Origin of the sequence: Rossellomorea yichunensis (assembly GCF_032337515.1) — a bacterium.
Taxonomy (GTDB): Bacteria; Bacillota; Bacilli; order Bacillales; family Bacillaceae_B; genus Rossellomorea; species Rossellomorea yichunensis.
In genome coordinates this window covers 106,580-120,047 of record NZ_JAVYAD010000005.1, presented here as the reverse complement: position 1 = coordinate 120,047, position 13,468 = coordinate 106,580, and the positions used below count along the sequence as shown (strand labels likewise).

11 protein-coding genes and 1 riboswitch are annotated in these 13,468 nt (G+C 39.1%); of the genes, 8 read left to right on the top strand and 3 right to left on the bottom strand.

Annotated elements, in window-relative coordinates; translation table 11 throughout:
* Positions 1-22: 22 nt before the first annotated feature.
* From RSX31_RS14625 to RSX31_RS14615, 3 genes are read right to left on the bottom strand one after another with little or no spacing between them, the layout of a single operon-like run.
* Entirely contained in the window at positions 23-1,267 is a 1,245-nt protein-coding gene (locus RSX31_RS14625) for an MFS transporter (RefSeq protein WP_315635003.1), read from the bottom strand.
* A 30-nt stretch (positions 1,268-1,297) separates the two neighbouring features.
* Positions 1,298-2,476: a hypothetical protein gene (locus RSX31_RS14620; protein ID WP_315635002.1), complete on the bottom strand. Its 1,179-nt coding sequence runs from the start codon at positions 2,474-2,476 to the stop codon at positions 1,298-1,300.
* A gap of 3 nt (positions 2,477-2,479) precedes the next feature.
* Complete coding sequence (locus RSX31_RS14615) at positions 2,480-3,619, bottom strand: ThiF family adenylyltransferase (protein ID WP_315635001.1); 1,140 nt, start codon at positions 3,617-3,619, stop codon at positions 2,480-2,482.
* Between the two features lie 513 nt (positions 3,620-4,132).
* On the opposite strand from RSX31_RS14615, the gene RSX31_RS14610 reads away from it, so the two are divergent.
* From RSX31_RS14610 to RSX31_RS14575, 8 genes are all read left to right on the top strand, one after another.
* A complete protein-coding gene (locus RSX31_RS14610) occupies positions 4,133-4,975 on the top strand; it encodes a DUF72 domain-containing protein (protein WP_148970795.1) in 843 nt (280 codons plus the stop codon).
* 21 nt (positions 4,976-4,996) lie between these two features.
* Positions 4,997-5,821, top strand: a complete 825-nt coding sequence (locus tag RSX31_RS14605; protein ID WP_148970794.1) for a sulfite exporter TauE/SafE family protein — start codon at positions 4,997-4,999, stop codon at positions 5,819-5,821.
* A gap of 27 nt (positions 5,822-5,848) precedes the next feature.
* Positions 5,849-7,201, top strand: coding sequence for a bifunctional metallophosphatase/5'-nucleotidase (locus RSX31_RS14600; protein ID WP_315635000.1), 1,353 nt, complete (start codon positions 5,849-5,851; stop codon positions 7,199-7,201).
* A gap of 56 nt (positions 7,202-7,257) precedes the next feature.
* Complete coding sequence (locus tag RSX31_RS14595) at positions 7,258-7,560, top strand: YunC family protein (protein WP_148970792.1); 303 nt, start codon at positions 7,258-7,260, stop codon at positions 7,558-7,560.
* Between the two features lie 194 nt (positions 7,561-7,754).
* Entirely contained in the window at positions 7,755-8,867 is a 1,113-nt protein-coding gene (locus tag RSX31_RS14590; RefSeq protein WP_315634999.1) for an HD-GYP domain-containing protein, read from the top strand.
* A gap of 59 nt (positions 8,868-8,926) precedes the next feature.
* The gene (gene yunB, locus RSX31_RS14585; RefSeq protein WP_148970790.1) at positions 8,927-9,691 is read left to right on the top strand and encodes a sporulation protein YunB; all 765 of its coding nucleotides are present in this window, start codon (positions 8,927-8,929) and stop codon (positions 9,689-9,691) included.
* 79 nt (positions 9,692-9,770) lie between these two features.
* A riboswitch (Lysine riboswitch) is annotated at positions 9,771-9,952 on the top strand.
* Between the two features lie 115 nt (positions 9,953-10,067).
* On the top strand, positions 10,068-11,633 hold the full coding sequence (locus tag RSX31_RS14580; RefSeq protein ID WP_148970789.1) for a Na+/H+ antiporter NhaC family protein: 1,566 nt from the start codon (positions 10,068-10,070) through the stop codon (positions 11,631-11,633).
* A gap of 308 nt (positions 11,634-11,941) precedes the next feature.
* On the top strand, positions 11,942-13,468 hold the full coding sequence (locus RSX31_RS14575) for a sodium-dependent transporter (RefSeq protein ID WP_148970788.1): 1,527 nt from the start codon (positions 11,942-11,944) through the stop codon (positions 13,466-13,468).

Sequence of the window (13,468 nt, the reverse complement as noted above, 5' to 3'; positions counted from 1 at the left end):
ATTGAATCAATCATTATTCACCTTATAAAGGGCTCGCTTCTACATCAGTACAGTCAATCTTTTCTTGATTCTTCATGATGGAGGAATATCTTCTTAAATTAGGGGTGAATAACCAAAACATTGCTATTAAAATATTTCCTGTTGCTCCCATAATAAATACATTTTCTGCACCTATCCACTTTGCAACTGCTCCCCCTATGACTGCTCCTAGTGGCATGGATAAAACGGTGATGCTACCTATAAAAGAGAAGACTCTCCCGATTAATTCTTCACTGATGCTAATTTGTAATATGGTAAATATTGTAACGTTTAAGTATCCAATTGGTATAAAGGAAAGGCCAAATAGTATTAAGGATATTATGTGATTTTCAGCAAGTGAAGAAAAAATCCATAGTATTGAGGATATTGTAGAACCGATAATGACAGTCTTACCTATTGGTAACTTTTTTAATAATGAGGCACTTATAGAACCTAATAGTATTCCGGTAGTTAAGCTAGCCAGGTACAAACCAAAATATGCTGAATTTCCTCTATAGTCGGCGTATGCTGGTAAAATCGCGTTAATGGCACCGTAAATGAAGTTAGCAAAAATGATCAGTATTAAGAACTTTGAAATGAATGATCCCTTTACAACTTGAAATCCTTCAACCAATTCCTGTTTGTATTTTGCTTTGGTTATCTCTCCGTGCTGAAAATCTTTAGATATCAGGATCATTCGAAAAAAACCAGCAGCAATTACAAATGTAATTGCATCTATAATAAAAAGATTGATTGCTCCAAAGATAATAATTAGCACCCCTGATAATCCCATAAATATCAGGTCTGTCCCTTGATATGCCATGGACATTAAGGAATTACCTTGAACCAATTGATCTTTACCTAAAATTTTAGGAAGAGCAGCTTGTTGTGCAGGATATACAAATTGCTCAACAAATGCAGCTAAAGGCATTATAACCAAAATAATCCAAACGTTTAGAAAGCCTAAAAAATAAGAAATCGGAATAATTGATATTAAGGTGAATTCTATTAATTGAGTTCTTACAAGGATTTTGCGTAAAGACCACCTGTCAACAAGTGGCCCAATCAGGAATGTAAATGCTCCTGGTATCATAACCAAAGCTGTAGCAATTCCTGTAAATAATGGATCTTTAGTTAAATCGTAGACAAGCCAGATAGTGGCAATAGCATAAATACTATCTCCAATATTCGTTATGAGCCTTCCTAAAAACAAAAATAAAAAATTGTGGTTTCTTAAAATGGTTGACATGTATTTGCTCCTATTTTCATTCTATTATACTTAGGATTTCACCTGTACAGGTGAAGACTTATATTTTGAAAATGCACCAAAAAGCCAAAGTCCAACATTTATTAAAATAATGACTAAAGTTATGATCCCATCAATAAAAGTATACGAATTTGGTTGGGAATCGATCAATTGGTAAAGAGTATTTTGGATTATAAGTATCGAACTGGGTAAGGAATAGAAAGCAAGCAAGAATAAAGCGAAAATTGAACCCAATACATAAATTGCAGAGTAACACTTCACGAAAACGTTCTCTCTCTTACTTAACATATATAATGAAGAAGTATGAGATTTTCTTATTAAGGATTTTAGAAAATCGATTGCATAATCGTGGAGACTGGGTATGTTAAAAGCATTCATAATTACGTAATAAATATCTGTCCTTAAGAAAATCAAGCAATGAAAGCCGAATGTTAAAGTAACAAGTAGAGTCAATAAGGCAAAAAAATCAGGAATTACTGTGGGGAAAAGAATTCTAATTAGTAGAGAAATAAATAACACTACAGCATCAAATGCCATTCCTGCTAGATAAGGAACATATCTTTCTCTTTGAGAAACGGACCACAAACCACTTACATCAGCTTGTACTACTAACCAATACATACGGAGGGAAAGACTGAATTTTACAGGTATGCCAAGTTTAGACGTTGAAAAGAAATGGCCTGATTCATGAAAGAATGTTAATAACCAAGTAAGTAAAGTAACGGACAGCAAGCTTAGCCCAGATGAGTCAAATACCAGTATATCGTGATAAGTAGGAATTAGATCGCTACGAGTTGCAAATATAATCAATGAAGACAAAAACATAAGTAAATATAATGAGTTAGTAATTCTGTTAAATAGAATATTTGACAGAATAATAAGTTTTCGATTTTGCTTTTTTACTTCAAATGTTGGATGCAGGACCTTCCCATTTATTTCTGTAAGTAAATCTAACTCGTTTAAACTATTAACAAAGTCAAGAACATCGATATCTAACTTTTCTTCTTTGTGAATATTCTCAATGACTTCTTTTATTGTTAAGCTCCCATTGAGGTGATTAATGACGATTATTGCTTCTTCCGGTACTCTAATGTAAACATTATTTAATGTACTGCCAACAACATATTCTTCTGCATCTTTTTGTATTGAGAGGTTTGCTTTCACTTTAGAGTTAACATCTATTTTCCTCATTTTCTAAATCACCACTTTATCTTTTGCAATCGAAATCAGATGGTTAAGATCTACAGGTTCCGATGTTTTTAAATGGTTTCCACAAGTTGGGCAATCTTCTACTAAAGACCATTTTCGGGTCGCAACTTTTTCTAAAGAGATGGTTGCATATTCAGTAGTATAAGAAATATTTGGAGAATCAATAAAATTACATATAATATTGGATGTTTGACTAGTTATTAATCCAGCTAGAAAAGCTACGTTTGGAGCAAATGCAGTGTTTCTGCCTTCCATTTTAGAACCATAAGTTTGTCTTAATTCATCTTCAAATTCAGGGTTCTCCCTCAGTATCTGAATTAAATAGCAATCAAAACATGCGCTTTCATGGGGGAAAAAAGCTTGGATTAATAATTTATTTAAGCCAGTACCGCCTTGTATTAAAGGTATGTTATTACGAACGCAAGCGAAGTTAACCCACCGGGTGGATTGGATACTTGGCTGATCAATGGTATTAATAACAATACTGGAATCTAAAATATGAGGAAGCAATTCCCTTGAATTTGTTACTTTTAAATCTATAACATCTATGTTAATGTCACTGTTGCTCTCCATGATTTTTTCTTTTGTGACTTTCGTTTTTTGCTCTCCTATATTTTTTTCAGAGAATAAAAATTGCCTATTTAGGTTACTTAACTCAATCTTATCAAAATCTAAACCTAGGATAGATCCAATGCCCATCCCTGCTAAATTGCTTAAGATAATACTGCTGCCACCCAACCCGAGGACCGAGACTTTAGAGTCTCTAAGCTTTTCTTGATATAAGAATCTACTGTTGATTAAATTGGAAAATGAAGAAAAAAAGTTAAAGTGTGATTTGTATCTTTCTTGTTCTCCAGGAGATAAGGTTGTTTGGGAAGAGTGAGTATTGTCCTCTATCAAGCCATATGTATCTAAGTCATTGATTAAATCTAATAATACTTCTTTACGAAGCTGTGTCTTGTCTGAAATTTCCTTAATTGTTTGATCTCCATTAAGTTCTTTTAGAAGGTTTTTGAAGCTTCTATCTGGATCTTCGATTTCTAAACTGTCACTTTCAAGGTGTAAGTATAATTTGTCATCCTTTTCAATAATGGTTGTGTGTGTATTTTTAAAAAAGGGTTTCATTTTCATGTTCCTTTCAAATTAAAAAGCTTGAGAAATTATTCCCCAAGCTTTTCTTCGATTTTAATAGAAGTGAGGAAGCGGTTTTAAAGGTACTAACTTTTCTACTTTTTTAATAGTAATTTTCTTCACTTTTGTTACCTCCTTTGACTTTTTATGTACTTTTCTTAATAGAAGTGTGGAAGTGGTTTTAAAGGAACTAATTTTTCAACCTTTTTAATTGTGATTTTCTTCATTGAAATTCCCTCCTTTCAAAGTTGGATTTTTCTTACAATTACGATTATACACAATTGAAGATTATGTCGAATTGCGAATAGGCTTTAAGAATCATTACTAAAGTCTATTATTTCTAACAAATAATACCTTTTTTATAATTTAATATAACTTTAGGAATATTTTATTGAATTTAAAAACTTTTGATTTGTATCTAAAAGAATTAAAACAATTTATTAGAAATAAGGAGAAAGCGCAAGTATGATAAAATGGACATGTTCATAATAAAGCAGGTGATTGAAGATGATATACATAGGAGTAACAGGCTGGGGAGATCATGATACCCTTTATGAAAATGTTTCCCAGAGAGATAAATTAAAAGAATACGGTGCACATTTTCCCATTGTAGAGGTGGACACAACTTTCTATGCTGTCCAGCCACTTCGGAATGCTGAAAAATGGGTAAGGGAAACACCGGAAGACTTTAAATTTATTGTTAAGGCTTACCAGGGAATGACGGGGCATCAGCGGGGAGAGATCCCTTTTGAAACAAAAGAAGAGATGTTCAATGCCTTTAAGGAATCCCTTGTTCCGTACGTGGATGCAGGAAAATTAGCGATGGTTCTGCTTCAATTTCCCCCTTGGTACGATTGTAAAAAAGAGCATGTTGACTATATCCGGTACTGCAAGGGACAGCTAGAGGGATTTCCACTTTCGTTGGAGTTTCGCCATCAAAGCTGGTTCAGACCGGAGTTTCGGGATAAGACATTGACGTTTATGAAAAAGGAAGGATGGATCCATAGCATTTGCGATGAACCGCAAGCAGGGGAAGGATCTGTACCACGGGTATTGGAAACCACTCATAAGGATGCCACTCTGATTCGTTTTCACGGCAGGAATCTGTACGGCTGGAATAAACCGAATGGGGAAGACTGGCGCGAGGTTCGTTATTTATATCGCTATAATCGTGCTGAACTGGAGGAATGGATTCCGCATATTCATCAGTTGCACGAAAACTCTGAAGATCTATACATTCTTTTCAATAATAACTCCGGTGGAGATGCTGCTGCCAACGCGAAAGAGCTCATTGAATTATTAGATCTTGAATATGGAGGGCTTGCACCAAAGCAACTGGATTTATTTTAGCTGACAGGAGATGAAAGACAGATGGAATGGATCATGCTTCTATCAATCGGACTTTTAGCAGGAGCGATAGGATCCCTCGTAGGACTGGGGGGAGGAGTCATCATTGTTCCTGCCCTTATCTATTTCGGTACATATACAAGCTTGATAGAGGGAATGAATCCTCAGACAGCTGTAGGAACATCATTGGTCATTATGATTTTCACAGGGTTATCATCCACCCTGGCTTATTTAAAGCATAAGACCGTTGATTATAAAAGCGGCCTGATCTTCTTTGCCGGAAGTGGGCCAGGTTCGATACTTGGAGCATGGGTAAACAAGGGATTGAACATGGAAAGCTTTAATTTATATTTTGGTATATTTATGATTCTGATTGCCATAGTGCTCATGATTAGAAACAAGTTAAAGCCTATTGAGACATTCAAGAGTGCATCGTTTCAACGGGAATTCACCGATCCTGGCGGAAACACCTTTCGATATGGGTATCCTCCTTTATTAGGGGCGGCTATTGCCTTTGCAGTTGGATTTACATCTGGATTATTTGGCATTGGCGGTGGATCATTAATGGTACCTGCAATGATCTTGATTTTTCTTTTTCCACCTCATGTAGCCGTCGCGACATCCATGTTCATGATTTTTCTATCGGCGTTGGTCAGTTCAGGAACGCATGTCATGTTTGGCAATGTAAAGTGGTTATATGCACTTGCACTCATTCCCGGTGCCTGGATAGGGGCAAAGTTTGGGGCCTATTTGAATACGAAGCTCGAATCAAAAGTATTAGTGAGTGTTTTGCGGATTATATTAATTTTAATTGGAATTCGATTGATTTACCAAGGTATTACAGGATAATATACCTCCAATAGGAGTGAGCAAATAGTGAAAGAAACCATTCATATTTATCATACAAACGACCTTCACAGTCATTTTGAGCATTGGTCAAGGATTCGGGAATTTTTGAAGAAGAGAAAACAATGGCATCTGGATGAAGGAGAACCTGTTTATCTATTTGATATCGGAGATCATGTAGACCGCTGGCATCCATTAAGTGAAGCTACTTTAGGAAAAGGAAACGTCGATTTTCTAAATGAAGTAGGCTATGATGCTATAACGATCGGGAACAATGAAGGAATTACACTGGACTATGTAGATTTAAACAGCCTGTATGACCATGCAGATTTTCACGTGATTGTAGGCAATCTATTAGACCAGTCTTCGCAGCTTCCGAGCTGGGCCAAAGCCCATCATATTTATCAAACGGATAGTGGCATGAAAATTGGCGTCATCGGATTGACAGCTTATTTTAAACCTTTTTATAAAGCCCTCGGCTGGAATATTACTTCTCCGTTGGATGAGCTTGAGAAATTGGTTCAAGAGCTTCACCCCCAGGTGGATATGGTGATTCTTCTATCTCACCTGGGGATTCGGGATGATGAGTTGATTGCAGCGCAATTTCCCGAAATTGACGTGATCCTTGGAGCTCATACCCATCATGTGTTGCATCAAGGAAAAGAAATTAAGAAAACGATGCTTGGCGCAGCTGGAAAGTATGGTCATTATGTTGGTCATATGATGATAGAGGTTGACATAGCCAATAAAAAGATTGTCGGCAAAAAAGCACAGCTTTATGAACAGCAGGAACTTCCCCCTGTAGAAAAAGAAGAGCAGGAAAGCCTCGAGTGGTATCAGGAGGGGGAGGCATTGTTAGGAGAAAAAGTAACCGAGCTCGCCGAACCCCTGGCAGTGGATTGGTTTAATCCTTCTCCTCTTCCGGATGTGTTATGTAATGCTGTTGCTGAATGGTGTGAGGCTGATTGTGCTTTTCTCAATTCAGGACTGCTCATTGATGGACTGGAAGAGGGGGCAGTGACGAAACAGGATCTGCACCGGATCCTGCCTCACCCCATCAATCCATGTCTCATCGAGATGAAGGGGGCAGAGCTGAAGGAAATCATTAAACAGACATTTAATGAGGAATGGCCGCATCTTCAAGTAAAGGGATTAGGATTCAGAGGCAAGGTGATGGGCCGGTTTGTATACAGGAATATTCAATTCAACGGCCATGAAATCTTAATCGGTCAAAAACCGATTGATCCACAGAAGATATACAAGCTTGCCTTACCAGATATGTTCACGTTTGGACACTTCTTTCCAGACCTTCAAAGACTGGAGAAAAAATATTTTATGCCTGAGTTTTTACGGGATGTCCTCCAGTGGAAATTAAAGCAGTAAATGTATCACCGTTTCCAATCCCGTATCATACATATGAGGGAAAGGAGCGATAGCACATGATGAATGTATCTCCGATTTCCATTCAGGGACATACCTTTTTAGCGATTTCTGTTGAACTGCCCAAAACCAATCTCCTCGTTGTAACGAGTGATATAGGATATATAATGTGTGGAGCACTGGACGTAGGGTTACTAAATGAGAAGTTGAAAGACAGAGGAATCATTGCAGGCAGAGCAGTCGGTGTAAAAACAATCGATCAGCTTCTGGACGCCCCTCTGGAATCCATCACCTATGAGGCAGAAAATCGCGGCATCACACCGGGCATGATCGGCCGGGATGCATTGTTGAAAATGATATAAGTATAAATTGGACCAGTTGCTTTTTCCGAGAGCGCTGGTTTTTTGTTGGGTGAATATCACCATTCGCTTTATATTCTTTCATGAATAATTAACAATATATCAGGAAATACACCTTGCAAGAACGTTTTTATCCTTTATAATGGAGATACTAGGAAATTTTGTCGAAAAATGAAAGAATTACATAGGAGAATTCTATGAGGCTTATATCAACTAGGGCTTTGAAACCGGGCATGGTTCTAGCTACAACCGTATATAATATGAGAGGTCAAGCTTTAATTCATGATAACGTTCCGATTACAGAACGCATGATTTTCAGGTTGCAGGAGCTTAGCATCCAGTATGTCTATATTGAAGACTCCCTTTCGAAGGGAATCCATGTAAAGGGAACTGTTTCGAGTAAGGTGAGACAGCAAGCTGTAAACAATATTGAGATGGCCTTTAATCAACTAAGCGTATCGAAAGCGCCACCAGGTGTGCTTATGATTGAAGATAGTGCCAAGCAATTGAAGCAGGTGATTGATGTAGTCTTGTCTGAAGTAAAGGCGAATCATGATCTCCTAACCATTTTGACGGATGTTTTCACATATAACTCCTATATTTTTCATCATTCATTTAATGTGACTTTGTATACATTATCCATAGGTCTGGAACTTAAACTGTCCACTAAACAGCTCGAGCAGTTAGGCGTGGGAGCAATTTTGCATGATATCGGTAAGATGCTTGTGCCGGAGGAAATTCTCCTGAAGCCAGGAAAGCTGACAGAAGACGAATTTTGTGAAATCAAGAAGCATTCAGAACACGGTTTTGAGATTTTGCGACAGCTTCATTCTGTGTCCCTGATCATTGCTCACTGCGCGTATCAGCATCATGAGCGGCTTGATGGATCCGGATATCCAAGGGGAATCAAAGGTGAGGATATCCACCCCTTTGCAAAAATCATTGCGGTGGCCGATGTATTCGACGCCATGACGTCAAATCGTGTATATCGGAAAGCAATGCTTCCACATCAAGCGCTGGAGGTATTATATGCAGGAAGCGGTACTCTGTTTGATACAAATGTAATTGAAGCCTTCAGGTCTTCTGTGGCCATATATCCAAATGGGATGGTTGTCGAGCTGAATGATGGGCGAAAAGGAATTGTGACCGATCAAAATAAAGGTGTAACGGATCGACCGGTGATCCGGATCATCGAAGAAGATGGACAGGAAATACGAACTCCTTATCCCATGGATTTAAGTGCGGAATTAGATAAGGTGATTACCGGATTTGATCCGGATTATGAACCACAATCTCTTAAAATTAAATAATTTTTTTGCGTTAAACCCCTCTTACTTTGCATACAAATAGCTTGTAAGGGGGGATTTTTTTGTCAAAGTTTAAAACATACAAACCCCGAAGAGGAGGGCCGCTGCCTTTTCGATATGTGATGATCATCACGATTCTATTCTTTATGATTTCGACTGGATTCGGATTGTGGATCATTAACAAAGGTTTGAAACCGACACTGCTTGCTTATGCTGAAACTCAAACCAGCAGGATCGGTACGTTGGTTATCAATAAAGCAATAAACAAAAAAATTGCAGATGTTCTTGATATTTCGGATATAACGGAAGAAGTGAAGAATACAGAAGGCGATATTGTTTCATTTAAATATAATACTCAGACCATCAACCGGGTTCAGGCAGAAATCACCAACTTAGTTCAGCAAAACCTGCAAGAAGCAGAGGAAGGGAATTTAGAAAACCTTGAATTTATTACCGAAGTGGAAATCGATGAAGGTAAGTCAAAAGCAGCGAAGGGCATCACTTACTCTGTCCCTCTTGGCCAAGCGACCAACAACGTGTTACTCGGTAACCTTGGTCCAAAAGTGCCGATTCGCTTTCACTCGATCGGGGATGTCCGATCTGATATTAAGACTACGGTAGAGCAATTCGGGATAAATAATGCCGTTGTAAAAGTGTTTGTCGAGCTTGAAGTCAATGTCCAGATCATCATTCCATTTGCAACGAAAACTGAAACCATCAAGCAGGATATCCTGGTTGCCATGGGTACCGTCCACCTGGATGTACCGCAGTTTTATAACAATGGAGGTGGGGAATCCAGTCCTTCTATTGAAATTCCCACAAATTAGTCAGGAAAAAAAGTTGTCAAAAGAATGATAGTTTGATATATTAATAAAGAAAATTTTATAACACACCACATCATCAGTCCGATGGGGTAGAGGCGCAGAGTTCAAGAGTAAGCTGTTTGAGGATGACAACTTAGAGAACAGATGAAAGGGAACTTTTGCCGAAGTAAATATACATGTCGAATGTGTATTTGCTGGGGTTATCTTGAAGAAGGATAACACTGTCATTATAGGGAATCTCTATAATGGGGAGCTACAGATCGTGATGGAGCACTTAAATTACTTATTAAGGTAATGATAGCTTCTCTATCGTTGCCTTTTTTTATTATCCTCTGTCATGCTACGATGGTTCCCCCCTATCAAATAGGAGGAGGACACTATGGAAAACACGATTTACTCATTATTACCACCCCTTTTAGCCATTCTTATGGTTATACTTACGAGACGGGTTCTACTTTCTCTGGGAGTAGGAATCGTTGCGTCTGCCTTTCTGTTAGCAGATTTCTCAATTACGAAAACATTCAGCTTTATGTGGGACGCATTTAAAGGCATCTTTGTCGCAGATGGAGCGCTCAACACCTGGAATGTCTATATTATCTTCTTCTTGCTCATTCTTGGTGTCATCACAGCATTTGTGAATATTTCCGGCGGTAGCCGCGCATTCGGTGAATGGGCGATGAAACGTGTGAAAACGAGAAAAGGTGCACAGCTTCTTGCAGCCGTTTTAGGTATCATAATTTTTATTGATGACTATTTTAACGCACTTGCTGTTGGGCAGGTTTCGAGACCCATTACGGATCGTCACAAAATTTCACGTGCCAAACTGGCCTATATCATCGACTCGACATCTGCACCGATTTGTGTCGTTTCACCAATCTCAAGCTGGGGAGCGTACATCATCGGTATCATCGGTTCGATTCTCGCTACTCACAGTATCACAGAGTACACCGCATTTTCAGCCTTCGTTCAAATGATTCCAATGAACCTTTATGTCTGGGCAGCTGTTCTGCTTGTAATCATGGTTGCTGCTAAAGGCCTGGACTTTGGAAAGATGAAAGAGCATGAAGTAAGAGCCCTTGAAACGGGAGCCCTTTATGATCCTGAAAAGGAGATTCCAGGCGAATTGAAAAATGATCTGCCTGTCAGCTCGAAAGGATCAGTTGGTGATCTTGTCTGGCCGATCGTAGCACTTGTTATCGGTACAATTGGAATGATGCTCTGGACAGGGTATCAAGCCGTTGGATCATTTGACATCCTGCCGATTTTTGAAAATACAGATGTAACGAAATCATTATTATATGGTGGATTATTCGGTCTCCTTGTTGCGCTGATCTTCTTCATCCGTCAAGTCAGCTTGAAAGGAATCGAAGGTAAAGCAGTTGGAGTAGCAGTAGTGGAAGGGATCAAATCCATGTTGCCGGCCGTTTACATCCTTATCTTCGCCTGGACGATCGTCACGTTGATCGATCAATTGCAAACAGGTACGTATCTTGCGGGTCTGGTTGAACAATCAAGCTTACCGATGCAGGCACTTCCAGTCATTTTATTCTTAGTTGCCGGAATCATGGCATTCTCGACGGGAACTTCATGGGGATCTTTCGGAATCTTACTTCCGATCGCCGGGGAAATTGCTGCAGCTACAGATGTAAGTATCTTACTTCCTGCTATGGCAGCTGTATTAGCCGGGTCCGTATTGGGAGATCACTGTTCTCCAATCTCGGATACAACCATCCTTTCCTCTACAGGGGCAGGAAGCAATCATATCGATCACGTTCTTACACAGCTTCCATACGCATTAATAGGAGCGGTTGCTGCTTCAATTGGATATCTTGTATTAGGATTCACTGGAAGCACACTATTCGGTCTTGGCGTTGTGATCATCTTAATCATCGCATTCGCTTTTCTGTTTGGAGAAAAAGCAAAACCGGCAGTTTCAGAACAATAATATAATGAAAAACCAGGAGCTCATCGGCTTCTGGTTTTTTATTATGCATTCGTGCTTTTATTAAAACCCGTGACGGTATCCCAAAACCCACCTCAACCTTTCCGATCATTAATCCTTCATGTTTCGACAAAATTCTTATAGTGAAATAGTACCTGTCCCAATTTTAAAAAATCTCTTTAAAAGCTTCAAAATAGCTTTGACAATTGGCGTGGAACTAGCTATACTGACTTTAGATTATAAATAATCTGAAAATATAAAAATTTCAAATACCTTAATATGGTAGTTGGAAAGAACTAGGGGGGACCAACATGGAGAAACGTGCCCAGTTTGGAACACGAGCAGGATTTATTCTTGCTGCTGTCGGGTCAGCAATCGGTTTGGGAAACATTTGGCGTTTTCCGGCAGTAGCGTATGAAAATGGTGGAGGAGCATTCTTTATTCCTTATTTATTCGCTCTTCTTACAGCGGGAATTCCATTATTAGTGCTTGAATTTACGTTAGGTCATAAGTACCGTGGGTCGGCACCACTATCTTATTTCCGTCTTAATAGGAAATTTGAGTGGCTTGGCTGGTGGCAAGTATTAATCGCATTTGTCATATCTACCTATTATGCCGTCATTATCGCATGGGCGATGTCGTACAGTGTGTTTTCTTTCAATTTAGGTTGGGGGAAGGATACAGAGTCATTCTTATTCAACGACTATTTGAAGCTTACGGTTGATCCAGGTCAGACAGGAAGTATCGTTCCTGGAGTATTCATTCCACTTGTATTGGTATGGGTGATTACACTAGGGATTCTTTTCAAAGGTGTAAAGAAGGGAATCGAAGTAGCGAATAAGATCTTTATTCCGGCACTAGTTATTTTATTCTTAATAATTGTTGTTCGCGCTTTAACATTGCCTGGAGCATTGGATGGGTTAGATGCTTTCTTCAAACCGGATTTCAGCAAAATAGCTGACCCTGGTGTTTGGGTAGCGGCATACGGACAAATTTTCTTCAGTTTATCCATTGCATTTGCGATTATGATTACGTATTCCAGTTACCTTCCGAAGAAATCAGATATTACAAATAATGCATTCATCACAGGTTTCAGTAACTCAGGGTTTGAATTACTTGCAGGTATCGGGGTATTTGCTGCTTTAGGTTTCATGGCTCAATCTCAAGGTGTAGGGGTGCAGGAAGTAGTAAGCGGTGGAGTTGGATTGGCGTTTGTGGTATTCCCGCAAATCATTAACGAATTCCCGGCACTTAACGGATTATTCGGATTCCTGTTCTTTGCTTCCCTGGTGTTAGCCGGGCTGTCATCACTCATCTCGATTACGGAGACTTATGTAGCAGGGGTTTCTGAGAAGTTCGGAATTTCCCGTACGAAAGCGGTTCTTTTCGGCGGAGGTCTTTCTGCGGTCATCTCAATCTTATTTGCCACTCAGGGCGGATTACTCTTCCTGGACGCTGCAGATTACTTTATCAACCAGTTTGGTGTAGCATTCGTGGGGTTAGTTGAAGTAGTAGTGATTGCCTGGTTCCTGCGCAAGTTAGGTACATTCCAATCTCACGCTAATGGAATCTCTGATATTCAGCTTGGTGCCTGGTGGAAAGTATGCTTAGGCGTCATCACACCAATCGTTCTTGGATGGATGATGTTCGGATTATTCAAAATGAATTTATTAAGAGAATTTGAAACTGAAACTGGAAACTATGGAGGTTACTCAGATGCCTTCATCCTTTACAGCGGATGGTTTGTAGCAGGATTCGCGATCCTTGCAGGTGTTGCCTTCTCATTCAAACGCTGGCATGCCAAAACTGAAGCTGAAAGCTATAAGGAGGTAAGCTAA